The sequence below is a fragment of the Rhodococcus sp. KB6 genome, from assembly GCF_001445685.1.
Classification (GTDB): domain Bacteria; phylum Actinomycetota; class Actinomycetes; order Mycobacteriales; family Mycobacteriaceae; genus Rhodococcus_F; species Rhodococcus_F qingshengii.
This window is the reverse complement of sequence record NZ_LNAK01000043.1, coordinates 134,338-160,734: the sequence shown is the minus strand read 5'-3', so window position 1 is coordinate 160,734 and position 26,397 is coordinate 134,338. Positions and strand designations below refer to the sequence as shown.

Annotated in this window: 23 protein-coding genes; 6 read left to right on the top strand and 17 right to left on the bottom strand. The window is 61.9% G+C overall.

Annotation, left to right across the window (positions count from 1 at the left end; all coding sequences use genetic code 11):
* Nucleotides 1-5 precede the first annotated feature (5 nt).
* The 3 genes from ASU23_RS07795 to ASU23_RS07785 all read right to left on the bottom strand — a co-directional run bounded on the left by ASU23_RS07795 (nucleotide 6) and on the right by ASU23_RS07785 (nucleotide 4,203).
* Complete coding sequence (locus tag ASU23_RS07795; protein ID WP_058037666.1) at nucleotides 6-2,186, bottom strand: acyl-CoA dehydrogenase; 2,181 nt, start codon at nucleotides 2,184-2,186, stop codon at nucleotides 6-8.
* A gap of 34 nt (nucleotides 2,187-2,220) precedes the next feature.
* A complete protein-coding gene (locus tag ASU23_RS07790; RefSeq protein WP_030536988.1) occupies nucleotides 2,221-3,384 on the bottom strand; it encodes a steroid 3-ketoacyl-CoA thiolase in 1,164 nt (387 codons plus the stop codon).
* A gap of 192 nt (nucleotides 3,385-3,576) precedes the next feature.
* Entirely contained in the window at nucleotides 3,577-4,203 is a 627-nt protein-coding gene (locus ASU23_RS07785) for a TetR family transcriptional regulator (protein WP_058037893.1), read from the bottom strand.
* Nucleotides 4,204-4,356: 153 nt separating this feature from the next.
* Here ASU23_RS07785 and ASU23_RS07780 point away from each other — a divergent pair, with 153 nt between their 5' ends.
* A complete protein-coding gene (locus ASU23_RS07780; RefSeq protein WP_058037892.1) occupies nucleotides 4,357-5,889 on the top strand; it encodes an FAD-dependent oxidoreductase in 1,533 nt (510 codons plus the stop codon).
* Nucleotides 5,890-5,968: 79 nt separating this feature from the next.
* Here the strand turns inward: ASU23_RS07780 and ASU23_RS07775 are convergent, their stop codons facing one another.
* The 7 genes from ASU23_RS07775 to hsaA all read right to left on the bottom strand — a co-directional run bounded on the left by ASU23_RS07775 (nucleotide 5,969) and on the right by hsaA (nucleotide 11,908).
* Nucleotides 5,969-6,520, bottom strand: a complete 552-nt coding sequence (locus tag ASU23_RS07775; RefSeq protein ID WP_007732686.1) for a pyridoxamine 5'-phosphate oxidase family protein — start codon at nucleotides 6,518-6,520, stop codon at nucleotides 5,969-5,971.
* 30 nt (nucleotides 6,521-6,550) lie between these two features.
* Nucleotides 6,551-7,567, bottom strand: coding sequence for a TIGR03617 family F420-dependent LLM class oxidoreductase (locus tag ASU23_RS07770; RefSeq protein ID WP_058037665.1), 1,017 nt, complete (start codon nucleotides 7,565-7,567; stop codon nucleotides 6,551-6,553).
* A gap of 1 nt (nucleotide 7,568) precedes the next feature.
* Nucleotides 7,569-8,450, bottom strand: coding sequence for an SMP-30/gluconolactonase/LRE family protein (locus tag ASU23_RS07765; RefSeq protein ID WP_058037664.1), 882 nt, complete (start codon nucleotides 8,448-8,450; stop codon nucleotides 7,569-7,571).
* Between the two features lie 81 nt (nucleotides 8,451-8,531).
* Nucleotides 8,532-8,993 (bottom strand): SRPBCC domain-containing protein, encoded by a 462-nt coding sequence (locus tag ASU23_RS07760; protein ID WP_030536982.1) that lies wholly within the window; start codon nucleotides 8,991-8,993, stop codon nucleotides 8,532-8,534.
* The gene (locus tag ASU23_RS07755; protein ID WP_058037663.1) at nucleotides 8,986-9,345 is read right to left on the bottom strand and encodes a helix-turn-helix transcriptional regulator; all 360 of its coding nucleotides are present in this window, start codon (nucleotides 9,343-9,345) and stop codon (nucleotides 8,986-8,988) included. Before ASU23_RS07755 ends, ASU23_RS07760 begins: the two co-directional genes overlap by 8 nt.
* A gap of 65 nt (nucleotides 9,346-9,410) precedes the next feature.
* Nucleotides 9,411-10,703, bottom strand: a complete 1,293-nt coding sequence (locus ASU23_RS07750) for a glutamine synthetase family protein (RefSeq protein ID WP_058037662.1) — start codon at nucleotides 10,701-10,703, stop codon at nucleotides 9,411-9,413.
* 38 nt (nucleotides 10,704-10,741) lie between these two features.
* Entirely contained in the window at nucleotides 10,742-11,908 is a 1,167-nt protein-coding gene (gene hsaA / locus ASU23_RS07745; RefSeq protein ID WP_042448427.1) for a 3-hydroxy-9,10-secoandrosta-1,3,5(10)-triene-9,17-dione monooxygenase oxygenase subunit, read from the bottom strand.
* 237 nt (nucleotides 11,909-12,145) lie between these two features.
* Here hsaA and ASU23_RS07740 point away from each other — a divergent pair, with 237 nt between their 5' ends.
* From ASU23_RS07740 to ASU23_RS07725, 4 genes are read left to right on the top strand one after another with little or no spacing between them, the layout of a single operon-like run.
* Nucleotides 12,146-13,309 carry a Rieske 2Fe-2S domain-containing protein gene (locus tag ASU23_RS07740; protein WP_058037661.1) on the top strand — a complete coding sequence of 388 codons (1,164 nt, stop codon included), beginning with the start codon at nucleotides 12,146-12,148 and terminating at the stop codon, nucleotides 13,307-13,309.
* On the top strand, nucleotides 13,287-13,583 hold the full coding sequence (locus ASU23_RS07735) for a hypothetical protein (protein ID WP_003940353.1): 297 nt from the start codon (nucleotides 13,287-13,289) through the stop codon (nucleotides 13,581-13,583). The genes ASU23_RS07740 and ASU23_RS07735 overlap by 23 nt, the downstream gene beginning before the upstream one ends.
* A 30-nt stretch (nucleotides 13,584-13,613) precedes the next feature.
* Nucleotides 13,614-14,402 (top strand): SDR family oxidoreductase, encoded by a 789-nt coding sequence (locus tag ASU23_RS07730; protein WP_047270702.1) that lies wholly within the window; start codon nucleotides 13,614-13,616, stop codon nucleotides 14,400-14,402.
* Between the two features lie 51 nt (nucleotides 14,403-14,453).
* Nucleotides 14,454-14,912, top strand: coding sequence for a nuclear transport factor 2 family protein (locus ASU23_RS07725; protein WP_054187461.1), 459 nt, complete (start codon nucleotides 14,454-14,456; stop codon nucleotides 14,910-14,912).
* 1 nt (nucleotide 14,913) lies between these two features.
* Here the strand turns inward: ASU23_RS07725 and ASU23_RS07720 are convergent, their stop codons facing one another.
* On the bottom strand, nucleotides 14,914-15,708 hold the full coding sequence (locus tag ASU23_RS07720; protein ID WP_058037660.1) for an SDR family NAD(P)-dependent oxidoreductase: 795 nt from the start codon (nucleotides 15,706-15,708) through the stop codon (nucleotides 14,914-14,916).
* Between the two features lie 214 nt (nucleotides 15,709-15,922).
* Here ASU23_RS07720 and ASU23_RS07715 point away from each other — a divergent pair, with 214 nt between their 5' ends.
* Nucleotides 15,923-16,501, top strand: a complete 579-nt coding sequence (locus tag ASU23_RS07715; protein WP_058037659.1) for a GNAT family N-acetyltransferase — start codon at nucleotides 15,923-15,925, stop codon at nucleotides 16,499-16,501.
* Here the strand turns inward: ASU23_RS07715 and ASU23_RS07710 are convergent.
* The 6 genes from ASU23_RS07710 to ASU23_RS07685 all read right to left on the bottom strand — a co-directional run bounded on the left by ASU23_RS07710 (nucleotide 16,492) and on the right by ASU23_RS07685 (nucleotide 26,354).
* Nucleotides 16,492-16,998 carry a ClbS/DfsB family four-helix bundle protein gene (locus ASU23_RS07710; protein ID WP_058037658.1) on the bottom strand — a complete coding sequence of 169 codons (507 nt, stop codon included), beginning with the start codon at nucleotides 16,996-16,998 and terminating at the stop codon, nucleotides 16,492-16,494. The two genes, ASU23_RS07715 and ASU23_RS07710, sit on opposite strands and share 10 nt — an antisense overlap.
* 87 nt (nucleotides 16,999-17,085) lie before the next feature.
* Nucleotides 17,086-18,021: an alpha/beta fold hydrolase gene (locus tag ASU23_RS07705; protein ID WP_007732711.1), complete on the bottom strand. Its 936-nt coding sequence runs from the start codon at nucleotides 18,019-18,021 to the stop codon at nucleotides 17,086-17,088.
* Between the two features lie 32 nt (nucleotides 18,022-18,053).
* Nucleotides 18,054-19,133, bottom strand: a complete 1,080-nt coding sequence (locus ASU23_RS07700) for a dipeptidase (RefSeq protein WP_007732718.1) — start codon at nucleotides 19,131-19,133, stop codon at nucleotides 18,054-18,056.
* Between the two features lie 97 nt (nucleotides 19,134-19,230).
* Nucleotides 19,231-20,625 carry a serine hydrolase gene (locus ASU23_RS07695; RefSeq protein ID WP_003940270.1) on the bottom strand — a complete coding sequence of 465 codons (1,395 nt, stop codon included), beginning with the start codon at nucleotides 20,623-20,625 and terminating at the stop codon, nucleotides 19,231-19,233.
* Nucleotides 20,626-20,842: 217 nt separating this feature from the next.
* Nucleotides 20,843-21,598, bottom strand: coding sequence for a histidine utilization repressor (gene hutC / locus ASU23_RS07690; RefSeq protein WP_024487384.1), 756 nt, complete (start codon nucleotides 21,596-21,598; stop codon nucleotides 20,843-20,845).
* Between the two features lie 109 nt (nucleotides 21,599-21,707).
* Nucleotides 21,708-26,354, bottom strand: coding sequence for an NAD-glutamate dehydrogenase domain-containing protein (locus ASU23_RS07685; protein ID WP_253741250.1), 4,647 nt, complete (start codon nucleotides 26,352-26,354; stop codon nucleotides 21,708-21,710).
* Nucleotides 26,355-26,397: the final 43 nt, after the last annotated feature.

The following is a 26,397-nucleotide window of genomic DNA, read 5'->3' as shown; positions in this document are numbered from 1 at the left end:
GCAGGTCACTTTCCCGGTTCAGGGTCGCGAGGCAGACCCAGGATTCGCTCACCGATGATGTTGAGCTGAACATTGGTTGTACCACCCGCGATGGACATGCACTGCGAGTTCAAGAACATCTGGGTTGCAGACATCCGATGCTGTTCGCCCAGAAGTGAACTCGGTCCGGCCCACTCCATTGCCACGTCCCAGACCTGCTGGATGTGCTCGACACCGATCAGCTTCGCCACCGAGGATTCGGCACCCGGCTGCGCGCCGGTGAGCGAGCGCAGCGTGGTGCGCAGACCGAGCAGACCACCGGATTGCGCGTCGCACAGCACCTTTCCGAGCACGGTCAGCTGCTCGTCGTCGATGCCACCGGGCAGTCCGTCGACCAGGCTCAGAAGAGCCTCGCCACCCGATCCGAGCGACGAGTCGTTGGACAGCGAGACACGCTCGTTGGCCAGCGTGGTGCGAGCGAGCTTCCAGCCGTCGCCTGGCTCGCCGACCAGGCACTCGTCGGGAACGAAGACGTCGTCGAAGAAGACTTCGTTGAACAGTGCTTCACCGGTGATCTCGCGAAGCGGGCGAATGTCGAGGCCGCTGTTCTTGATGTCGATCAGGAAGTAGGACAGACCCTTGTGCTTGGGGGCGTCGGCGTCGGTGCGCGCGAGGCAGATTCCCCAGTGCGCGTCGCGTGCCATCGACGTCCACACCTTCTGGCCCTGCAACTTCCAGCCACCGTCGACCTTGGTGGCCTTTGTACTCAGCGCGGCGAGGTCGGAACCTGCGCCGGGCTCGGAGAAGAGCTGACACCAGACGATGTCGCCGCGCAGTGACGGCGGGACGAACTTGGCGAGCTGCTCTTCGTTGCCGTGCGCGATGAGCGTCGGGATGACCCAGTTGCCGATGATCATGTCGTGCGGCTTGATCTTCGCAGCGCGCAGTTCTTCGGCGATGACCAGCTGGCTGACGGCATCGGCGGATTTGCCCCACGGAGCCGTGAAGTGCGGTGCGGTGTAGCCCTTTTCCGCGAGATACGTTTTCTGGGCGGCGCCTTCTAGTTCGAGTGCAGGAGCGAGCTCGGCTCCGACGTCGGCTCGGATCGCCTCGGCCTCGGGCGGCAGCTCGACGCTGAGCACGCGACGGGTTCCGGCAATGGTCAGCTCGGCAACGCGACGACGCCAGGATGCCGTGGAACCCAGCAGAATTCGCAGGGACTGCGCGCGGCGCAGGTACAGGTGCGCGTCGTGCTCCCACGTGTAGCCGATTCCGCCGAGCACCTGGATGCAGTCACGCGTGACGGAGAAGCCAGCCTCGAGGGCCGTGGCTCCGGCGACGGCTGCTGCGAGAGAAGCCTCTTCGGCACCGACGCCGTTGGCGGGAGTCAGCGCACGCGCAGCGTCCCAAGCGCAGACGCGTGCCTGTTCGGCAAGCGCGAGCATACGTGCAGCCTTGTGCTTGACACCCTGGAACTGGCCGATCGGGCGACCGAACTGCTGACGCACCTTCGCGTAGTCGGCCGACGTCGTGACTGCCCAGTCGGCCAAGCCTGATGCCTCGGCCGCGAACAGTGTTGCGGCAATGTCGAGTACACGCTGGGTATCGATGGTGAGGATCTCGGAATCGGTGAGCACCAAACCGTCGACGGTGACCTCGGAGTTACGACGCACGACGTCGTAGCTGGCCAAGTCCGTGACCTCGAGGCGGTCACGTCCGAGCAGAACGAATCCGCTGTCCGTCGCGAGGAGGAACAGGTCAGCGACATGGCCGCCGAGAATAAGGCTGGACGTTCCGCTGAGGGTGGTGTTGTCGCCGTCGCGGGTGATCTTCAGCGAACCCGGCTGTAGTGCAACAGCTCCGAGCGTGCTGCCATCCACGAGCGTCGGCATTCTGTCCGTTTCTCCGGCATCGCTGAGAACAGCGCTGACCACTACCGTCGGCAGGAATGGTCCGGGAACCATCGAGCGTCCAAGTTCCTCGACGACGATGGCGAGTTCGACCAATCCGTATCCTGCGCCGCCGAATTCCTCGGCTACGTGTAGTCCGAGAAGCCCCTGCTCGGCAAGCCCGTTCCAGAGTTGGGGGCGAGTTTCGACCTTCGCCTCGACGGCTTCACGGACGACGGTGGGTGTTGCGTGACGCGCCGCCCAGCCCCGTACGGAGTCGCGGAGGTCACGATCTTCTTCACTCAATCCAATAGTCATGTCTACCTCGTCAATTCGACAGTGTCAGTACGGGTCAGATGCGTTCGATAATGGTGGCGGTCGAGAGAGCGCCACCGGCGCACATCGTGACCAGAGCCGTCGACTTGTTCGAGCGCTCGAGTTCGTGCAGCGCAGTGGTGATCAGACGAGCGCCCGTGGAACCGACGGGATGTCCGAGCGCGATCGCACCACCGTTGACGTTGACCTTGGACAGGTCTGCGCCGTGAACCTGCGCCCAGGAGAGCACGACCGAGGCAAAGGCTTCGTTGATTTCGACGAGATCGATGTCTTCCAAGGTCATTTTGGCCTTGTCGAGCACCATCTGGGTGGACTCGATCGGCCCGTCCAGGTGATAGAAGGGATCGGATCCGACCATGCCGGACGCGACGATCCGCGCGCGGGGCTTCAATCCCAGTTCCTGTGCGCGCTCTTCGCTCATCAGCAGTACCGCAGCCGCGCCATCACTGATCTGCGACGAGTTGCCGGCGGTGTGGATATGGCCTTCGATGACCGGCTTGAGCCCAGCCAGCGCTTCTGCCGTCGTCTCACGCAGTCCCCCGTCGCGAGTGACAGTGGCGATCTCACCGGTAGGCACGCCTTCCTTGTCCACCACGGGAGCCTTGACGGGCACGATCTCGCGGTCGAAGCGTCCTTCTGCCCAAGCCTGAGCTGCGCGGCGCTGCGATTCCAGACCGAACGCGTCGACGTCGGCGCGCGTGATCCCACGCTTCTCGGCAATTCGCTGCGCGGAGGTGAACTGGTCACCCATGTCGATGGTCCAGTCGTCCGGGTACGGGTTTCCCGTTCCGGGTGCGTTTGCCTGACCCAGGAACACACGGCTCATAGCCTCGACGCCGCAGCCGATACCGGCCGAGATCTGACCAGACGAAATCAGGCCTGAAATCAAATGCACTGCCTGCTGGGCGGATCCACAGGCGCAGTCGATAGTGGTTGCCGCGGTGCTGTACGGCAATCCGGCGTGCAGCCACGCCTGCCGCGTGACGTTGTTGGACTGCTCACCTGCCTGGGTGACACAGCCGCCGATGATCTGTCCGATGTCTTCCGGTGCGACGCCTGCCCGTTCGAGAACGCCGAGCTGCGCTGCTCCCAGAATCTCGGCGGGGTGCAGTCCCGCCAGGGCGCCGCGACGACGGCCGATAGGTGTCCGAGCGGCCTCGACGATGACTGCATGACCCATGATGTTCGCTCCTTCGTGGAGTTTTCGGTCGGTGAGCTGGCTCACCGTCTATTTTTCTGTAATTTATTCTATTAATGATGTCAGGGCAATGTCCGGATTGACATCAACTCTCAACTGATGCGGATCCAAAAATAGAATTGATTTCAATTTTGCGAACATGACGAACCCTCCCCAGAGAGGGGCGAAGTCACGTCAGTGCCGTGAGAGATTCACCAGAAGCAGGTCGCATCCCTTGCGGATGTCGTACTCCGCATCGGGGATGGAGATTCGACCGTTGAGGCACGATTGGATGACCCCGAACCACAGCTGCATCAGCAGACGCAACCCGGTGTTGTCTTCCTCGGTGGGGTTCTCGATCCCGGCCGCGTCGAGGATGATCTGCCGGAAGCCTCGATCGATCTTTCCCACGTCCGGCACCGTCGCGACGTTGGCGGTACTGGAGGACTGCAGCATCGCAGTCGAGAGAGCCGGCCGACGCAGTAACCCGCGAGTCGCGCGAACCAATACCTCGTACACCGCATCCTGCGGATTGTCCGACTGAACCTGATGCCTGACAAAGCTGGCACCGATCTGGTCGATCTGCTCGACCATCACAGCGACGAAGAGGTGCGTCTTCGAGGGGAAATAGCGATAAAGAGTGCCGATGGCCACGCCCGCCAGCTTGGCGACCTCGTGCATCTGTACCCGTGAGAGTTCCTTCTCGGTCCCCAATTCGGCTGCCGCTTCCAGCATCCGCACATGGCGCGCCCGCTGCTCGTCCGAACTGGGCTCTGCAGCGTCCCTGACCTCGGCAATTCTCGGCAACGTCGCCCCCATCATCGATTCTGTGTCCCGGTCGCGAACGACCTCGCCAATTCTCTCATCTCGACCACCCATCTCGGCATATTGCCCGCTCAGTGGGACCTGGCATGGCCTTCTCTCCCCGTGCGGTATTCCGTGGACACCCCACCCTCTTGGAGTAAGGACGCAATGATGCAGGACTGGACCACCGAGTGCGACGTGTTGGTAGTCGGCTCCGGCGGCGGCGCGCTGACCGGCGCATACACCGCGGCAGCTCGAGGATTGACGACGATCGTCCTCGAGAAAACCGATCGCTTCGGCGGAACTTCCGCGTACTCGGGCGCATCCATCTGGCTGCCGGGAACCCAAGTACAGGAACGTGCGGGACTCCCCGACTCGACGGAGAACGCACGCACCTATCTGCACGCATTGCTCGGCGACGCCGAGTCCGAGCGCCAGGATGCCTATGTCGAGACCGCTCCCGATGTCGTCGCACTACTCGAGCAGAACCCGCACATCGAATTCGAGTTCCGTACGTTCCCCGACTACTACAAGGCCGAAGGCCGGATGGACACGGGACGCTCCATCAACCCTCTCGATCTCGATCCCGCCGACATCGGTGACCTCGCCGGCAAGGTGCGTCCGGAACTCGACCAAGACCGCACCGGTCAGGATCATGCTCCCGGCCCGATGATCGGTGGGCGCGCACTGATCGGCCGACTGCTGGCCGCAGTCCAGAGCACCGGTAACGCAGAACTTCGTACCGAATCCATCCTCACCTCCCTGATCGTGGAAGACGGTCGGGTTGTCGGCGCCGAGGTCGAATCCGGCGGCGAAACCCAGCGAATCAAGGCGAACCGCGGTGTGCTGATGGCAGCGGGCGGCATCGAAGGCAACGCCGAGATGCGTGAGCAGGCCGGCACCCCCGGCAAAGCGATCTGGAGTATGGGTCCCTTCGGCGCCAACACCGGTGACGCGATCTCCGCCGGAATTGCTGTCGGTGGCGCAACCGCTTTGCTCGATCAGGCGTGGTTCTGCCCCGGCGTCGAGCAGCCGGACGGCAGCGCCGCATTCATGGTCGGCGTTCGCGGCGGACTCGTCGTCGACAACGCGGGCGAGCGTTACCTCAACGAGTCTCTCCCGTACGACCAGTTCGGCCGGGCCATGGATGCGCACGACGACAACGGTTCTGCAGTGCCGTCGTTCATGATCTTCGACTCGCGCGAGGGTGGCGGACTGCCTGCCATCTGCATCCCGAACACGGCGCCCGCCAAGCACCTCGAGGCCGGAACCTGGGTCGCCGCCGACACTCTCGAAGAACTCGCCGCCAAGACCGGACTGCCGGCCGACGCATTGCGCAGCACTGTCGAAAAGTTCAACGATGCCGCAAAGCTGGGAGTCGACGAAGAGTTCCATCGCGGCGAAGACCCGTACGACGCATTCTTCTGCCCACCCAACGGCGGCGCGAATGCGGCACTGACGGCGATCGAGAACGGTCCGTTCTACGCGGCCCGCATCGTCCTCAGTGACCTCGGCACCAAGGGCGGATTGGTCACCGACGTCAACGGTCGAGTCCTGCGTGCCGACGGCAGCGCCATCGACGGCCTGTACGCCGCCGGCAATACGAGCGCGTCACTGAGCGGCCGCTTCTACCCCGGTCCTGGCGTTCCGCTCGGCACGGCCATGGTCTTCTCGTACCGAGCAGCCCAGGACATGGCGAAGTAACCAGCACAACGAGGACGTGGGGCAGGCAATGTCAGAATCACCTGCCCCACACTCTTTCGCACGGCGACGCGATTTTGTATCACTCCAGGTCGATACCGGGCAACCCGTCCACACTCTTCGCGTTCTTCTCGGCGCGATAGGCGATGAGCCGCTCCGGCCCCCTCTTCTCCGCTACGCGGTCGAGCACGTCACGATCGGATTGGTAGTCCATCAGCGGTACTGCGTATCCGCACGAATCCGAAATGCGCGTCAGATCGACCACGACGATCGACCGCAGCCCCGGGTGCTCAGGGAACCTACCGACAAGCTCGTTGAACGGTTCCGACCCTGCAAGCAGAACGTGTCCGTGACCGTGCAGTCGTACGATCTTCGGTGGTCCGTCAAACGCCATGAACATCAGTGTTATTCGGGAGTTCTCGCGCACGTGCGCGATGGTTTCCACACCGCTGCCGGTGAGGTCGAGGTACGCCACCCGGTTGGATGTCAGCACCACAAACGATCCGACTCCCCCTTTGGGTGAGCAATTGACCAACCCGTCAGCAGACAACGGTGCGGTGGCAACGACGAACAGCGGTTGAGCCTGCAACCACGTGGTGAGCTTTTCATCGATGCCTTCGTAGACGCGCCCCATGTCGAGAGTGTAGTTCGCGCCGACTGGACGTCACGGGGCAGACGCTGCGGCGGCTCGAATCTCCTCACACATCGCTGCGAAGACGCGGTCGTCGGCGGGATTCGCCGGCACCGCCAGTGCAATGCCGTCGCAGAGACTCGCGTATTTCGAACTCAGCACCTCGGGGAGTTCGGCGTAGGTGCATTGCGTGACCAGCCTGTCGAGAACATCGTCGGTGAGGACGGCAGGTAGTCGAGCCCAATCACCTGCCCGCGCCATCACTGTCAGTTCTTCCCCGACCTCGGATAATCCGAGGACCTCCAGCGCGACTCGGTACGCCGGAGTGGAGTAGAGAAAGGCAAGTTCACTGCGCACCGCTTCTCGTTGAGCAAGTATCGCGGCAGGATCTTTGCCGGTGATCATCTTCGGAACGGCAATCAGTCGCGGCTTCCTTCCTCCTGCCGTCAACGATGGAATGATCCTCTCCGCGAGCACCTTCGGATGGGAGCTGGTGGGGTGAGAAACAAAACCGTCGGCGACGGCTCCCGCCAGTGAGCACATGCGCAAGTTCACTCCCCCGGTCCAGATCTCCGGAGCCGGAACATCGAGCGGCCCCGGATTGAAGTAGGGCTGCAGCCGGTCGAAGGTGTAGTGCGTTCCGGCATGGTCGAGTTCACCGCCCTCCTGAAAAACTCGGAAGATCTCGCGTACAGCGCTGACGTAATCACGCAGTTGCGCAACAGGATCCGTCCACGGCATCGAGTACCGCCCGACGATGTTCCCACGCACCTGCGTCGCAAGCCCCAGTTGAAATCGCCCACCCGAGAAACCCGCAAGATCCCAGGCAGCCAAAGCCGTCACCATGGGACTGCGCGCAAACGCGACAACCATCGACGTCCGGACAGTGAGAGTACTGCTGTGCTCGACGGCCAAGGCCGCCACCGCAAACGGATCACGAATGGTTTCGGAGATGTGCACCGTGTCGAAACCAAGGTTCTCGATGCGTCGGACGTGCTCAGCTACCTGCCGCAGCGGAGTGTCGGCAGGTAGCGAGGTCACCAATTCCATATCAGCTCAAAGGCTCCAGGCGAATCGACAGCAGCTTTCCTTCGGTAGCCACCTTGCGAGCGTGTTCATTGAAATCCGGGGCGGCACAAACGAACAGGGTACGACCGTCGGAACCGCCGAGTCCGCAAGCGAAGACACCGCTGTCGAAGGCAATTTCGTCGACTATCTCCCCGCTGGCGCCCACATGAAGAACACGGCTTCCGAGGGCATCGGCCACCCACATCGAATCGTCTCCGTCGATACAACACCCGTCCGCCGCAACGACGATCTGAGCGAGGGTGGTCTCCATCTCGGGTCCACCAGGCACCGGCCCGAACGACGCCCAGTCGCGGCGTTCACCCAGAGAGCCGTCGGCCTGGACGGCAAACGCACTGATTCGATTTCCCAGCGTTTCGTCCACGAGCAGATCTCCGGTCGACGTCAGAGCCATTCCGTTGGGGAAGTGGAGATCTCGCGCGACGACGTGCACCGATCCGTCGGGGTCGACGCGGAGGAGATCTGCCGTCTCGACGGGGGCCAGGTTCATCAGATCGAACCCGAAGTTGCCCACGTACGCTCGTCCCTGTGCGTCGACCAGCATGTCGTTGACGTTGGCACTGACGTACCCGGACAAGTCTGCGTGCACCACCAACTCGCCATCGGATTCTCGCCGCAGAATCTTCTGGTCCCGCATGGAGACGACCAGTAATCTGCCGTCCGGAAGCCACCCCAGCCCGGACGGCTGCCCTGGAACCTCCGCCTCGACGCGTATGTCGGTCCCGTCCTCGCGGGCCGAAATCACCTGGTAGGTGTAGAAGTCGGATACCCAGATCCGGTTCTCGTGCCAGCGCGGGCATTCGAAGTAGGTGTATCCCTCGAGAACTACCGCAACTTCTGGTGCCATCGGGCTCTCCTGAGTCGGTGATGAATGAAGTATCAGTCTCATTCAATCACCGGCACCGCTGTCGCGGTGTCCGATTCCCGACTAGTCGCCGGCGCGAACTTCGTCCAACACGTCGAAAGCGGATTCCCATCCGTCGTACACATTCCCGTCACCCTTGAATCCCGGAATTCCTACCAGGTGGAAGGTCATCTCGGTTTTGTCACCCCGTTCTGCGAGCGTGACCGTTATCCGAGGTGCGGCATCCACCGGATCACTCGGATTTCCCCAGGTGAAGACCAGCCTCTTCGGCTCGTCGACCTCGAGATAGGTTCCGCCGGTGGGGTACTCGGCTCCGTTTTCGTCGTTGATCATCAGGTAGCGGTACGTTCCGCCAACTCTGGGATCGATCGTGACATGCTCACGGGGACTGCTGACGCCCTTCGGATGCCACCAGCGCGCCGCCTCGTCGGGGTCGGTCCATGCTTGCCAGACAAGGTCGCGCGGCGCGTCGAAGATCCGGGTGATGGTGAATTCTGCAGTGGCATCGGCATTCCGGTCACTCATTGTCCTTCTCCTTCTTCGGTCGACGTTGCTTCAGCTCACGTAGACGCTCGTCGAGGAGGTCGAAGCGTTCGTTCCAGCCTCGCCGGTGTTCGTCGACCCAGGCGCTGGCGTCGTCGAGACCCTCTGCGCGAAGGGTGCACGTGCGCCATTGCGCGGTGGCGGTTCGTTCGATGAGACCGGCTCGCTCGAGCACCTTCAGATGCTGAGAGATGGCGGGCCGACTCATGTCGAACGGCTCGGCCAACTCACCGACGGTCATCGAACCATCAGTGAGGCGAGAGAGCATTTCACGCCTCGTCGGGTCGGCCAATGCGCTGAACACTGCATCGAGTCGGCCGCTTCGCTCGTCCATGTAAGCAACTCCTTAATTAAGGAATAGCTTAAACATAGGACTCGACATCTTGCGCGTCAACCCTTTCAGCTCCAGGTATATCGAAGCCGCTCGACGGTTGTCGCCTCGTCCATCTGGGAGAAAGTCTCGCGCTCAACTCCCTTCACTGACACCATCGCTTCGATGATCGACTCCCCGAAGATTTCCTTCGCCACCGAGGAGGAGTTGAACTTCTGCACTATCTCGCGCAGATCGGTGGGGACTCGGGTCACCCCGCGCTCATCACGTTCCGCCTCCGTGAGAGTCGACGGGTTCACCACAATTTCCGGCGGCAATGGCGAGGCATTGCCGATACCGATATGCGAAAGGCCAAGTATCGCGGCGGTCGCCAGATACGGGTTGGCCGATGGATCGACGATTTTCACTTCGGCGTTGGCGCCGTGTGGATTCGACGGTGACTCGGCGCAGAACCTCAGTGCCGCTTCCCGGTTCTCGAGCCCCCAACAGACGTAGGCCCCCGACCAATTGTCCGGTCGCAGCCTGACCCCGGAGAGCGGTGAGGACGCAAAGACGGCCGTGAATTCCGCGAGGTGAGAGAGGATTCCACCCAAAGCTGACGATCCTTTGTCGGTCATCCCGTACTCCTGCCCGCCACCGGAGAAGACGGGCCGCCCACCTGAGTTCAACGAAAAGTGCTGGTGTGCACCGTTCCCTGCACCTCCGACCGTAGGTATCGGTGAAAACGAGGCCGCCAATCCGTGGGCTCTGGCAGTGCGGCTGATCAAGATCCGGGCCAGTATCACCAGGTCGGCAGCCTGAACAGGAGTTGCCGGAGCGATGGAGATCTCGAATTGATCCGGTCCGTACTCTGCATGCACTTGCTCGATATGAAGTTGTGCGCGTTCGGCATTGCGCAGAAGGTCCTTGAGGAAGTCCTCGCGGCGCAGGACTGCACCTAACCCGTACGCCGACCACGCTCCGTTGCACGCATCACCGAAAAGAGTGAACTCGATCTCGTGACCCACCCGAGCTTCCAGTCCGTCGGCGGCAAGCCGCGCCACGACGGCAGTGAGTGCGGACCGAGTACACACGGCAGCCGTCGCACCGTCTTGCTCGTGCAACGTCGCCGGCGCCCACGACACGCCCCCGCCGAGATCACGGAGGTCGGAGCGGTCGATACGCAACCGGAGATCACCCACGACGGAAAAGGAATCGGTGAAGGCAATCCGATCGTCGCTACAGAAGACGTTCCAGCTCGGTGAGACTCCCGCACCGGCTTTCTCGAAGACACCGGTTCGGCCGGCCGGCATCACCTTCGCGCGCGCGACACCCGCCATGTCGACGATCGAGCCGATGGTCAGAGCCGGTACTTCCCTCATCCAAAGGCAAATACCCCACCCGGTGACGCGCCAACCCGTCAGATCAGGTTGTCCTCCACCGGCAGTCCGAACGCCGCCCGGCCGTAGAGCGCCAACGCGCGCTCGGGTTCGTTGGCAACGTGAACGCTGCCCGCATGAACGTCACGCCACGCACGCTCGATCGGGTTTCCGCGAGAGAGGGAGTTCCCGCCTGCCGTCTTGAAAAGCATGTCGATCGCTTCCACCGAGCGTTCCGTCGCACGAACCTGATCACGACGCGCACGCAGCCTCATCGAGAGTGGGAGCTCCTGACCGGCCACAGCAAGTTCGTACATCTCCCGGATATTGCGATCCATCTGCAGAATCGCAGCATCGATCTCCGACGACGCACGTGCGACGGCGACCTGAGCGAACTGATCCTCACTGAACCGTCCACCACCCAAACTCAGACGGACGCGCTCACGCATCACGTCCAGGTACCCCTCGTAACAACCGGCGACGATGCCCACACACGGAGCGGCAACCGTCGAGGTGAAGATGCTCCCGAACGGAAGTTTGTACAGCGGGCCAGGATTGACCGCTTGGCCAGGACCACGCAGTTGTGCGGTCTCGTAGTTGCGCTTCAATCGGTGCTCGGGAACGAAGGCCTTGTCGACCACGATCTCGTTGCTCGCGGTGCCCCGCATACCCACGACATCCCACACGTCACGGATTTCGTAATCGGTGCGCGGCACCAACACCGTCATGAAATCGACGGGACGACCATCCATGCCGACCACCATCGCTCCCAGCAACGCCCAACTCGCGTGGTCGCAACCGGAGGAGAAACCCCACTGGCCCGATAGCTCGTAGCCTCCGTCCACCGCCGTCAGTCGACCGACCGGCGCATAGGCGGACGAAATGAGCGTCGTCTGATCCTCTCCCCACACGTCGGCCTGCGCTCGGTCGTCGAAAAGTGCAAGATGCCACGGGTGCACCCCCACCACCGACGCGACCCAACCGGTCGAGCCGCAGGCAGCCGAGATGGCCCTGACCACTTCGTAGAACTGAACCGGGTCGCTCTCGGCACCTCCGTATCTTTTCGGCGCCAGCATGGAGAAGACGCCGGCTTCGGACAGCTCCCGGATGGTCCGTTCGGAGATCTTGCGCGAATCGTCGACCTTCTGAGCGCGGGCCGCGATCTTCGGAAGCAGATCACGGACTGAACTCAGAACCTTGTTGACCATGGGAGACACTCCTCGCACCGAACCGTGAGGGAGCGGATCGGCAGATAGACATAACGGCTGCCCCGTCACGATATGTCGGTCACGCGTTCCGGTGATCGGAAGTCCCGGAGGCCGGGATCAGCCGCCGGATCCTCGCGCTCGCCGCTGGTCCCGGCCAGTGAGACGAGACCCCAGAGGCAATTCACGCTCCCCTAGCGTCGGGCGTCGACACTGCCCCTGGAAAGGACGGGACTCATCGTGACGATCACTCAGTCCGACAACGACGAGGTTCGCGAGATCCAAGCTGGAACCGCGCCTACACGCTTTGCGCGTGGATGGCACTGCATTGGACTCACGGAGTCCTTCAAGGACGGCCAGCCGCACTCCATCGAGGCGTTCGGCACCAAACTGGTCGTCTTCGCCGACAGTGAAGGCAACGTCAAGATCCTCGACGCGTACTGCCGTCACATGGGTGGCGACTTGAGCCAGGGCACCATCAAGGGCGACGCCATTGCCTGTCCGTTCCACGATTGGCGCTGGGGCGGCAACGGCAAGTGCCAGAAGATTCCGTACGCACGCCGCGTCCCCCCGCTGGCCAAGACGCGCGCCTGGCAGACCCTCGACCAGGACGGCATGCTCTTCGTCTGGCATGACCCCGAGGGCAACCCGCCGACCGACGACGTGGCTATCCCCCGCATCGAAGGCGCGCTCAGCGACGAGTGGAGCGACTGGGTCTGGTACACCACGACCGTCGACACCAACTGCCGCGAAATCGTCGACAACATCGTCGACATGGCGCACTTCTTCTACGTGCACTACTCCTTCCCGACGTACTTCAAGAACGTCTTCGAAGGCCACGCCGCAACGCAGTACATGCGCGGCGTCGCTCGCTCGGACATGCGTCCCCACGCAGCAGGCACCCCGAAGATGGTCGGCAGCAACTCGGTTGCGACGTACTTCGGCCCCTCCTTCATGGTCGACGACCTGACCTACGAGTACGAGGACTACAACGTCGACTCTGTGCTCATCAACTGCCACTACCCGGTCAGTGCGGACAAGTTCGTGCTCCAGTACGGCATCATCGTCAAGAAGTCGGATCGCTTCCAGGGTGAAGCCGCCGACGCGATGGCCGCGAACTTCGGCACGTTCATCGCCAAGGGCTTCGAGCAGGACGTCGAGATCTGGAAGAACAAGACTCGCATCGAGAACCCGCTCCTGTGCGAAGAAGACGGCCCGGTCTACCAGCTCCGTCGCTGGTACGAACAGTTCTACGTCGATGTCGCGGACATCGCTCCCGAGATGACCGAGCGCTTCGAATTTGAACTCGACACCGCGCGACCCGTCGCAGCCTGGCAGAAGGAAGTCGAAGACAACCTCGCTGCAAAGAGGGCAGACGAAGATGCAGCCTCTTCAGTGCGCTGAGTGCAAGGCTCAGGTCCTGGTCCAGAAGAACAGTTGGGAACACACCACCGTTCAGTGGAGTGACCAGGCCCGCGCCCAGTGCCTCGAAATCGCCGACGACCGTGAATTCGGGCAGCGAGAGGGACGACCCGGTGCCCCTCGCAAGCAGTGCGGCGCCTTGATCGCGTCCATCGTGAACGCTGCAACAGCGGGCGAACTCGAGATCCTCAACGACGAGCCGGTGCCTCAGCCGATCGTCGACGACAGCGAACCCGTACCGACTCCGTTTCACTAGTCAAGCCAACATCTTTCGAAGAAGGTAGTAATGATCGATCCTCAGTACTACGGCCCGTGGGCAGTCATCGCCGGCGGTTCAGAAGGTGTCGGCGCAGGGTTCGCCGACGAGCTCAGCAAGATCGGCATCAACCTCGTTCTCATCGCCCGCAAGCCGGGCCCGCTCGAGGAGACCGCGGCCAAGGCACGCGCCAACGGCGTCGAAGTACGCACTCTCGCATTGGATCTGCTCGTTCCGGACGCGCTCGATCAGATCAAGGCTGTCACCGACAACGTCGAGGTTGGTCTCCTCATTTTCAACGCCGGCGCCAACAGCTACGGCCACGAGTTCGTCACCGGAGATCTGACGGGATTTGCCGGAGTCATCGAGCTGAACATCAACAAGCAGCTCGAACTCTCGCACCACTTCGGCGGATTGATGAAGGATCGCGGACGCGGCGGCATCATGCTGCTCGGTTCGCTGGCCGGATTCATGGGCTCCGAGCACCAGAGCATCTACGCGGCGTCCAAGGCATTCGGGCGCATCTTCGCCGAAAGCCTGTGGCTCGAACTCCAGCCGTACGGCGTTCACGTCGTCGAGTTCATTCTCGGTGTCACTCGCACACCCGCTATGATTCGCGCGGGACTGAACTTCGACATCCCGGGCATGAACGTCGCAGAGCCCGAAGATGTTGCACGTGAAGGTCTCGAACACCTTGCCGACGGCCCGATCTGGGTGGCTGCAGGAAACTACGAAGGCGCCAAGAAGCGCAGTGGCTTCCCCCGAGACAAGATGGTCAAGGGTGCTGCCGAAGCGATGCGCAAGCTGCTCAACCGCTGACATCTGCTGTGCGCCTTTATTAACCCCCCGACGTTAAGAAAGGCGCACAGCATGAGCATCGACATCACCACTCTTCTCGACGAACGCGAGATCACCCGCTCCATCTTCGAGTTCGCCCGAGCCATGGATGCGCGAGCGTGGGATGAACTCCACCGGATCATGACGCCGGACGCTACGGCAGAATTGGGCACCGGAACTCTGCGCGGACCCGCCGAGGTAGTGGCGTCCATCCGCTCGTTCCTCGACGAGTGCGGTCCCACCCAACATCTGATCGGTAACGTGCTGGTCGAGGTGGTCGGCGATCTCGCCACCAGCCGCTCCTATGTCAGCGACATGCATGTGGGCACCGGGAGCAAGGCTCACCTGAACTTCTTCACCCTCGGCGACTACCACGACTCATGGGCGCGGATCGACGGAAAGTGGCGAATGACGCACCGCACCAAGCATTCACACGCCAGTCAGGGATCCATCGAGGTTCTGGGCGCCGGCCCCAGCGGTTGGCGGAGCTGATTCAGCTCAACATCGACGAACGGCCGGTCGCGAGCGGACTCTTGCTGGTGAGTCCGCCGTCGACCACCAGGGTCTGCCCCGTCATGTAGCGAGATTCGTCCGAAGCCAGGTAGACCATGGCATGCGCGATGTCTTCGGGTTCGCCGAGGTAAGGCAGGGCGTTTGCCTGCTTCATGCCGTCGATGACATCAGCGGGGATGTTGTCCACGAGAGCGGGTGTCAGGATCGCGCCCGGCGCTACGGCATTGCACCGAACACCGTTTGCTCCGTACTGGACTGCGATGTACTGCGTCAGACGAATGACTGCCGCTTTGGCGGATCCGTAGGCAGACTGCAGGGAATCCCCGATCAATCCACCTACCGAGGCCGTGTTGACGATCGATCCTCCACCGGCACTGTTCATGTGCGGAATGGCAAGTCGTGAAGCGACGACAGTGCTGCGGACGTTGAGCGACATCACGCGATCCCACTCGTCCAAGTCCATCCGGAGCAGGTCGAGATCCTTGCGCGGGTTACTACCGCCCACGTGATTACACAGGACGTTGATGCCGCCGAATTCGGTGACCGCCTTTTCGATCATCGCTGCCAGAGAGTCCTCGTTCATGACATCGACGCCGAAACCCACTGCATTGCCACCCGTCTCGCGAATCGCCACCGCCGCTTCCTCTGCACGCGCAGGATCGAGGTCGGCGACCAGCACCTTGGCGCCCTCTGCCGCCATGAGTTGTGCTGCTGCACGCCCGATTCCACTTGCGGCGCCTGTAATCACTACATTCTTGCCTTCGAGCCTGTTCATATCTGTTCCTTTCGCGGAGAATCGCCGTACCCGGATCTCACGTGCCCGGAGTTGACAGCTCGGCGATTGCCCGATCACTACCAGTCAACGCAGGATCGACAGCCTCGTCCAACTTTCTTGAATGAACTCACAAGTACGTGACCACGGCCCGCGCACCTGCTACACCGCCGAAATCGAGTGGCGACGGAAGACCTCACTGTGCTGAAGTGGCACTATGCAGAATTCTGTTCGACCGCTGTCCATCGACGACCTCGACCGTGCCGCCGAGGTTCTCGGCGAGGCGTTTGCCGACTACCCCTGGACGAACTGGTGCGTCGCCGAAGACTCCCACGTGGAACGCGTCGCGACTCTGCAACGGATCTACCTCGAACACCTGGCACTACCGTTCGGGCGTTCCTACATAGACGATTCCGGCAACGGCGTCATCGCAGTCCTGCCGCCGGACACTCCAGAGCCTGATGAAGCGACCGTCGAGAAGATCGTCGAACTGCACGGAGATCGGTTCGAGCGCGTTCTTCAGGCTGACGAACAACTGTCTGCGCTTCCCGTCCCCGACAACGCGTGGTCGTTGGCAACGATCGGTACGACGCCGCGCTCACGCGGAACCGGATTGGGTTCTGCGCTACTGAAACATGCTTTGGCGGAACTGGATCGAACCGAACAGAATTGCTGGCTCGATACGTCGACCGAACGAAATCTACCGCTGTACCAACGGTTCGGTTTCACGATCGTCGGCCAGACCTCGCTCCCCGACGGACCGGACGTATGGCGGATGCATCGACTTCAGGGCTGATTGTTCGACTTCAGCACTCGCCGAATCATTTTCGACAACGACGCGTATTGGGTGATCGTGTTGACGGCGATCCACCTCGAGACCGGCCACGTCCGGGTCCACGAGAAAACCCCGACCGACAGCAGTTGATCATCGTCAAGGGCCTCGATGTAGTTGCGCAATATCGCAACAGCAGCTACCAAGCGGTCACGAAGCTCCTGAGCCGGAATGTCGATGCTCGCGTCGACAACCGACTGGTTCAGTGCGGGTGTTTGCGTCCACTTGTAACCCGCCGCCGGCGTCTGCGGAGCCTCGTCTCGCAGCCCGGCACCTATCCACTCTGCGACGGCCTCTGCCCACCAGACACGCACAGCGAGTACGTCGTGCACCGTCCACGCGTCGACGGCAACGGCGTCGAACGCATCGGCCTCGGCGACGCCGTCGAGTAACGCTTCGAGTTTCGAATACGCCGAGTCCAGCTCGCTCACCAGTTCTTCGCGTGACCAGGTCTGCGCCACAATGCCTCCGAACGATCAGTGGAGAAGAAAGAAGCGGGACCATCTCGACTCGATGGCCCCGCCTCCAACTTTAACGTCCTCCCGGATTCAGTTCAGCTCACCCAAGAACCTTCCGAGGTTCTCGGCGATTTCCTTCGACCTGGTGTGGTGCAGGTAGTGGTCTCCGTCCAGCAAGATCACCTCTCCGTGATCGACGGAGGCTGCCTGCCCCTCGTGCAGCTCTGTCCAGCCCTGAACTTCTGAATTGTTCACGGCGAACAACAGAATCGGAAGATCGGCTGGGAACGTCTTGCCGATTGCTTCAGCGAAGTTACTGGAAAGATGATCCATCTCGTTGAGATAGGTATCGCTGAAGTTGTTCTTCGCAGTCAACTGTCGCATCTCGTCCTTTGCGGCGGGATCGAGGTACTCGTCCGAGGCTTCACCACCGACGACCTTGGACAGCAATTCCGCCAAGCCCAATTGCCTTCCAACTCGGAGTGCGTCGATCGGGAATTTGGTATCCATGTTCGGCTGCCCTGGAACACTGCTGTCGATACCCACGAATGCGGTGACCTCGTCACGGTACTTCGCGGTGTAGTCCAGCGCATAGAGACCAGTGATCGAGTGCCCCATGAGGATGTATTCGTCAATTCCCAGCGACTGTACTGCCGTATGAATCTCTTCGACGATGTTCGCAGTCGTGCGGTCCTTGTCCGTTCCGTCACTGTAGCCGTAACCGAAGGGCTCGATCGTGACGACGCGGTAGTCGGGTGCGAGCTCGTTGACAAGCGGTGTGAAGTCGAGAATCGGTGCGGACGTTCCGAACCCGGGTAACAGCACTATGGTCTGATCGCCGTTGCCGCGGATCGAGTAGCTCATGTTCTTTCCGTCGACGGACACGAACTGGTTGCCCGTCTCCCCGGCCGGAACGCTCGCTTTGCTGGAGCCGACATTGAATACGAGCGCTATCGATACCAGCACAACCAGAACTACGGACACCGAAGCAACCAGCTTCAGTGCAACGGTACGAATCTTCTTCATTCTCATCCTCATCTTCTCGGGCGTCGATACGGCTAGGAAAGGCTCGACATCGAGGCCGCACTGGTCTCGTCGAGCACACGCAACACGTTGTTGCCCATCAGCTTTGCCAAGTCCTCCGCGGACCAACCGCGTTCCGCCAGACGGTCTATCAACACCGCGAAACCGGATACGTCCTGCATACCGTCCGGAAAGTCGTCGAACCCATCGTAGTCACTGCCCAAACCGATGTGGTCGATGCCCGCGACGTCTCGGGCATGCTCGACGTGGTCGGCGAGATGGTCCACTGTCATCGCCGGTCGTGGGCCGACTCGCCCGCCTTTGAACCACTCGTTGTACTCGGCAGAAAGGAACATGGGTACAAAGGCGATCATGATGACCCCGCCGTTGTCCGCGAGCAGTCGCATGACGTCGTCGGGAACATTACGGGGGTGACCGCATAGCTGAGAGCACGACGAATGGCTGAAAATCACCGGCGCCGACGACGTCTCGATGGCATCTCTCATCGTTTCCACCGAGACGTGCGACAGGTCGACGAGTACGCCGAGCCGATTCATTTCGCGCACGATCTCGCGACCGAAGTCGGTCAGCCCGCCGTGTACTCGAGTGTCCGTCGCGGAGTCCGCCCACCCGGTGTTGTCGTTGTGCGTCAGCGTCATGTACCGAAGACCAAGGCGCGCCATCATTCTCAGGACACCGAGCGAGCTGCCGATGCTGTGACCGCCCTCCGCGCCCAACAAGGACGCGACCTTGCCCTCGCTCCAGATGCGACGCACGTCGTCACCTGTACGCGCGAATTCGAAAGTATCCGGATATCGCTCGATCATCCGGTACACGTAGTCGATCTGTTCGAGTGTGTACTGAACCGCCTCTGGCTCCGTCCTGTCACACGGGGTGTAAACCGACCAGAACTGCGCACCGACGCCGCCGCGACCGAGTTTGTCGATGTCGGTTTGGAAGATGGAATCCTTCTCGAGATTCTCCACCGAGTATGCGGCAGTTTCGCGAGCCGTCCAGGCCAGATCGTTGTGACCGTCGATGACCGGCGCAAGGCCGTAAGCATCCAGTGCCGCGGGGTGATTCACGTCCGGAAAAGGAGCGAGAGGTTTCATCATGAGTTTTCCTCGAAAAGTAGTGCGGGCAGGTCGAGGGCCCTCATCGCCTTCGACCTGCCCGAGATTTCATTCAGCGGAGAGAATCATCTCGCCGCGACTAGTCGGAAATCTTCTTGAAAAGCCTTGTCATGTAGAGATATTGCTCGCCATCGATCGTGAGATGAGCCATCTCACCCGAAGCGCTCTCGTTACTGATCAAGAACCTGGAGGCGGACAGAGGTACGACCTTGGTGGGCGGAGCCGGCGGCTCGCCGTCGATCTCGACCTTGGCGAAGTTCTGCACCTGGAATCCGCCGTCCTCGCCGCGCGTGAGTTCGATTCGCACGGTTGTCGATTCATAGGTTCCGAGAATGTGCGACAGGTCGATGTCTTCCGCATTCGGCTCGGACTTCGGTTCCGGCAGAACGAGATCGAGCTCCTGGGCGATCTCCTTCTCGATGTCGTGGGCCAGGGCGCCGCCGCCACGCGAGTTGGTCACCACGGCCATGGCGAGACCGAGCTCGGGGAAGGTGTGAAAACGAGTGATCTGGCCGATCGTCGCACCACCGTGCTGCGCGGACGTCACGCCGCCCCAGTCGGACAGGATCCAGCCGAGGCCCCAGGCCTGATCGACGCTCGAGACCGCGGTCAGGTCGAATTGCGGAGTGCGCATCAGGCGCGCGGATTCTTCGGACAGAATGCGTTCACCCGTCAATGCGAGTCCGTCACGCATGTGTGCAGCACCGAAGGTCAGGAGCGAGCTGACCGATCCGGTGATGATCCCGGCCGGACCGATACCGCGCGGAAGCAGCCACTGCTTGGTCGGAATCACCTTGTCCGGCGACGTCCGATCCGGGTTGGCCACGTGGCCGACGGCCGTGCGGAACAGCGGCGCGTCCTTGGCCTTGGTGATGATGTGCGTCAATCCGAGTGGCTTCCAGAGATATTCGACCAACGCCTCGTCCCACGTCATCTCACGAAGGACCTCGACGATGCGGCCGGCAACGGCAAAACCCGCGTTGCTGTAACTCAGATGCCCGCCGGGCTCGGTGACGCTGATCGCGGTCGCGAGTTCGTCGACGTACTTCTCGACGCAGTCGTCACCGTCACCGGTGTCGTTGAACAGGTCTCCGTCGATACCGCTTGTGTGCGTGAGCAACTGGCGGATCGTGATTTCCTTCGTGTTGGAAGGATCCGCGATCGTGAACTCCGGAAGCACCTCCACCACCAGGGTGTCCAGCGTCAGCTTGCCCTCGTCGACGAGCTGCATGATCAGCGTCGTCGTCCAGATCTTGCTCGCGGATCCGTACTGGAACAGGGTGTCTGCGTCGACGTCGACGCGCGTGTTCAGGCTCGTCACTCCGGTGGTGATGACACGGATGTCCGCTGCGCCGTCTTCGCCCAGCGCGATCACACCGACCTGCGCGCCCGGTACCGAATGCTTGGCTGCCAGTTCGTCGAGGCGTTCCTGCCACTTCGGGGCGACAAGTAGGTCCTTGGGCAAGTCGGTCACAGGTCGAACTCCTTCGATCATGGAAGCGAGCGGCGTAGACGGCGTTGCTGGGATCCGCTCAGGTCTCACTCGTCGGGAAGTGAGGTTGCGGAAGCAATAACCGTCCACCCATGATCTCAGTGTGCTCGCAGTCACGTCCTGGTCGATTGCACCGAAGTCGACCCCGAAAATGGTGCAATCGGACGAGCGTGTGTTCAGGATTCGCCATTCGAAACGATCAGCGCTCGAAGGTTCCTTCCAAGCGATTGCGTGAACCCGGATGGATCAAGCGCGCCGCGCTGACCAATCCGTTAGCCGACCAGGTGCGGCGGCGAATCAGCAGGCACGGTTCCCCGCGATCGATGCGTAACAGCTCGCATTCGTCCGGGCTACCCAACACCGCTTCCACGACATGCTCGCCGCGAACCAGAGGCGCAACGTCACTCAAGTAGTTGTTGGGGGTGATCGCGGTGAAGTCCTGGCGCAGATAGTCTGGCGCCTCGTTCGGATTCACGAATCGGTCTTCCACCTGAATCGGAGTTTCGTCCTCGAAGTGCACCATCAGCGAATGGAACACCCGTTTGCCCACCGATTCACGAAGGAACGTCTGCCCGTGGTCGGTTTCTTCCTCACGAACGAAGACGACCTCGGTTCGATGACGGTGGCCGCGGCGCTGAATCTCGTCGGCGATGTTCTTGACTTCGAACAGCGGGGACGCGGTCTTCGTGGCGGCGACAAAAGTACCGACCCCCATCATCCGCACGATCAGACCGTCGCTGGTGAGTTCGCGAAGCGCTCGATTGATCGTCATTCGTGACAACCCCAGCGCACTGACCAGTTGATTCTCCGAAGGCAGCTGATCGCCTTCGGTCCACCGACCCGAGTTGATCTGCGAGACCACGAGGTTCTTGACCCGTTCGTAGGCAGGGGCGGACTCGCCGCCTGCCTCGTTGAACAGCACGGCGAGTTCTGCGTCCACTTCGGCAATCGCCATCGCCACCACCCGTTCGTCGAAAACCACCGAGTCGGTTCTCCCGTTCGGCCTCCGAAGTCTATCCGCCTCGTGCACCTTTCCGATCCATCCGCGAGCGTCCGCGCCGGACCTAACCCACCATGCGCCGCAATTGGCTCGTCGCAACCGAAAGCGCAGCAAGATCGTGTTGCCCGGACGCCTCGATCTCTGCGAGCGCGAGAGTGGACCTCTCGATTCTCGACGCATTCCTTTCTTCCCACCTCGAGAGTTTTTCCGCTGTCGTGTCACCCGCTTCCGCGTCGGCCAAGACGTCGAGGGTCAGGGCCCGCACCGTCGAGTACAACTCGTCCCGCAACGACAACCTCGCCAACGCGTTCCATTTTCCGTCCTTGCTCAATGCCGACACTCGATTGAGCATCGGGACGAGCCCAACATGCTCACCGAGCCGGAAATAGAGTTCGCCGGTCTCCGAGATCGTCCGATCGGCGAGGTCCGCGATCTCCACCACGTCGAGCAGTCCGAACTGATCGAGCAATATCTCCACTCGCCTGACCAGGTTCTCCGGCGCGCCTTTGTCCGTGATGAGGACCGTTCGCGCAGCCAGGTTCCGCTGATCTGCGCCTACCAGCCAGCCATCGAGCTCTGCCGACGCCTCCGCGATGCGATCACCGAATCTGCTGATCTCGGCCCCGACGGCCAGCGGTTGCGGACGACGTGTCAGCATCCACCGTGACGCCCGGTCGAGCAGTCGCCTGGTGAGCAGGATCAACTCGTCGGACACTGCGGTCGAGATCGAGGCTTCGCTGATGTCGTGCCACAACTTCCACAGTCCGAACACCTCGGAGACCACAGTGAAGGCACGTACTGCGTCTTCCGGATCAGCGCCGACTTCTTCACCGAGCCGATACGCATAGGTGATGCCGCCTCGATCGATGACGTTGTTCGTCAGCACTGTCGCGACGATCTCGCGACGAAGTGGGTGCCGGTCGAGGGCGTCACCCCCTGCAACTCGAACGCCCTCCGGAAAATAGTTCGCCAGCACCTGGCGGTAGATCTGGTTGTCGATCGAGCTTCCTTCCAACAGCGTGGATTTCAGATCGAGCTTGACGTGGGCCATCAGTGTGGCGAGTTCCGGCGACGTCAGCCCCGTTCCCGACTTCTCGGCCGCGGCGAACTGCTTCTTGGTCGGAAACCCTTCGATGACACGGTCGACGATCCCGCGCGATTCGAGGTTGGAAATCACTCTGCCGTGCACACCGATCATCGCCCCCGCATCCGCCCGCGTGGTACCCATCAGTTCGTTCTGCGAACGGTTGTCTGCGAGAACGAGTTCTGCGACCTGGTCGGTCAGCGATTCGAGTAGTGCGTCACGACGTGAGTCCGTGACGACGCCTGAGCTGATCAGGGAGTCGAGAAGGATTTTGATGTTCACCTCGTGGTCGGAACAATCGACTCCGGCCGAATTGTCGAGGGCGTCTGTGTTGATCCGTCCACCGCGGCGTGCGTATTCGATCCGTCCGGCCTGGGTGAGGCCGAGATTGCCTCCTTCACCGATCACTCGGGCACGCACTTCGTTGCCGTTCACCCGAACGGCGTCGTTGCTCTTGTCGCCGACTTCGAGGTCGGACTCACCGGAGGCCTTGACGTACGTTCCGATGCCGCCGTTCCACAACAGATCTGCCGGGGACCGCAGAATCGCCCGAACCAGTTGCGGTGGAGTCAGTTCGGTGACGTCGCCCTCGAGGCCCAGGGTTTCTCGCATCTCGTCACTGATCGGAACGCGCTTCGCCGAGCGTTCCCACACTCCGCCGCCGGCACTGATCAAGGTCGGGTCGTAGTCGGCCCACGAGGATCGGGGGAGCGCAAAGAGACGTGATCGCTCGACGTACGAGCGCTCAGGCGACGGGTTCGGATCGACGAACACGTGCCGATGATCGAACGCCGCGATCAGGCGAATGTGCTTGCTGCACAACATACCGTTGCCGAAGACGTCGCCACTCATGTCTCCGATCCCCACCGCGGTGAAGTCATCGTGCTGGGTATCGACGCCGAGCTCACGGAAGTGCCGCTTGACACTCTCCCAGGCGCCCTTCGCCGTGATACCCATGGCTTTGTGGTCGTAGCCGACCGACCCGCCGGACGCGAAGGCGTCGCCGAGCCAGAATCCGTACTCCGCGGCAACCTCGTTCGCGATGTCGGAGAACTTCGCAGTTCCCTTGTCCGCGGCGACAACAAGATACGTGTCGTCCCCGTCGTGGCGAACGACCCGCCGCGCCGCGACAACAGCCCCGCTCTGCTTGTCGACGTTGTCGGTCAGATCGAGTAGTCCGCGAATGAAGGATCGGTAGCAATCGATCCCGGCCGCCAACGCAGCTTCTCGGTCTGCGTCTGCGCCCAGCCCTGGAACCGGTGGGCGTTTGACGACAAATCCGCCCTTCGCTCCGACAGGCACGATGACCGCGTTCTTGACTGCCTGCGCCTTCACCAATCCCAGTACCTCGGTGCGAAAGTCCTCTTTCCGATCCGACCAGCGCAAGCCGCCGCGAGCCACCGTACCGAAACGAAGGTGCACACCTGCTACATCGGGTGAGTACACGAATATCTCGAACTTCGGTCGAGGGAAAGGCAATACGGACAGCTTCTCCGAATCGAACTTCAACGAGAGCGCGCCGAGCGATTGAGTGGGATACACGAAATAGTTGGTACGCAACGTGTTACGGACCAGTTCGGACAACGCGCGCAGGATCCGATCGGCGTCGAGTCCTTGCACCTGCGCCACGGCCGTTTCCACGTCCGCTGCTGCACGTGCACCTCGATCTCCGTCGACGACGTCAGGATCGAAACGGCTCTCGAACAATTCGCACAATCTGCCGGCGATCTCGGGATGATCGGCAAGTACCTCGGCGACGCGACCGGTGCTGTAAGGAAATCCCGCTTGCTGCAAGAACTCCGCGTATGCCCGCAGCACCACTACCTGTTTCCAGCCGAGTCCCGCGATCGCGACCAATTCGTTGAACGAGTCCGGCTCGGCGTCACCGTTTCGAACCGCGGCAAACGTCGCCGCGAATCGCGCGGCAAAGTTGTCGAAGCCTTCGACCGGAGCACTCGGATAGTCGAGCGTGAACTCGTAGATCCTGGACTGTTCGGTTCCCGCCGGTGCGATCTCGTACGGACGCTCGTCGACCACTTCGACGCCCAGGCTCTGCAATACGGGCAGCACCTCGCCCAGCGAGAGCGGATCACCCGAGACGTACAGCCCGAGACGGTGAGTACCCGGTCCGTCGACAGAACGGGCCAACCGTGGACTTACTTCTCCGGGCGCGAGGCCCTCGAACACCGCCATGTCCTCGGCGGCTCGGACAGCGTCGAAATCCTGCTTGTATGCCACCGGAACGCGCTCGGCGAACCGAGCACGCCTGCGCCGCTCGTCGTAGTGCGAAGCATCCAGAACGAATCGTTCGTCCCACGTCAGGCACGCGTCGACGACGAGGTCCCGAATCTCCCGTGCTTGTCGCGCCGACGCGAAGTTCGCGCCGCCGCCGACTGTGGCCGTGAAATGTACGACGGCCAAGGGGGATTCCGAGACTCGACTGGAGAACTCGATATTGTGGGCACCGAGTGCGTCGGCGAGTACCGACTCGGCCGTTGTTCTGATCGTCGTACTGAATTTCTCGCGCGGAACGAAGAGCAAAGCCGACAACTCTTGATCTCGCCCTGTGACCGGGGAACTTCCCACCGGTTGCAAGAACAGATGGATCGATGTGCGGCCGTCCACGGAAGTGAGTTCGTCCAGCGCGTCCGCGATTCGGGCCGGCTCGGCCGCCAGGAGCACTGTGACCGGAATCGACTGAATCACTGCCAGCATCGATTGTCCGACAAACGAATCGACGGTGGATCCTGAGGCCTCGAAGATGTCTGCGACGCGTCCTCGCACGAGCGGGGTTCGCCTGACGTCGGCGACGATACCGGTCGCGGTGAAGAACCCGACGAATCGGTACGCACGGTCGCCGACGGACACGTCGATCTCGGTGGCGTATTCGGATCCACCGAACCCTTGCCGGAGGTACACCACTGCAATCGCGAGGGGCGCCGCTTTCGAATCCGAAGAGCCGGTTGGATCGGGGAGCACGCCGATGGCGTACGGCTCGTCACTGTCGACAGTTCGCGCACCACCGATGACACTGAAGTTTCCGGCGCTGCACCACCGGAGAAAGTCAGCTTCTTCGGCGTAGCCGTTCGAGTCCAGTTGCTCGCGCGCCTCGTCGACGAGGTCCCGCAGGGGCACGGAATCGCGGAAGGCACGCGCGATACGGTCGAGGATTCCGGCGACGTCGTCCGCGATCACCTGCGCCTGCGCGTCCGAACAGTGTGCGGGTAGTCCTATGTGGATCCATGATTCGGTGCGCTCCCCGGCCCGGGCGTCTTCGGTGCTGTGCGCCGGTTGTACGGCTGTGCGAAGCACGGGGTGCACCACGAATTCAGGTTCCACGCGGGCACGGGCAAGTGTCGCCAAGACCGCTTCGACGAGCTGCGGCATGTCGTCGCCGACGTATTGAATCGCGGGGCCATCCCCTAACTCCCCGGCCGGCGCGAGTCGCGAGATCGACGAGTTGTGTCCTCGTCGACGCGAAAGGTCCATGTGCGCGGCGACAATCGCCAGCTTGCGGTCTTCGGCGAGCGCAGCGTATCGATCCGCCGACAAGCCCTCGAAATACGTACTGGACACCCTCCTCACATTCTCGGAGTCCGGTGTCGTGTCGACTGAAACGAGGCTCATGTCAGCACCTTCCGTCGAAAGCCACGCTGCTTCCGACTTGTAG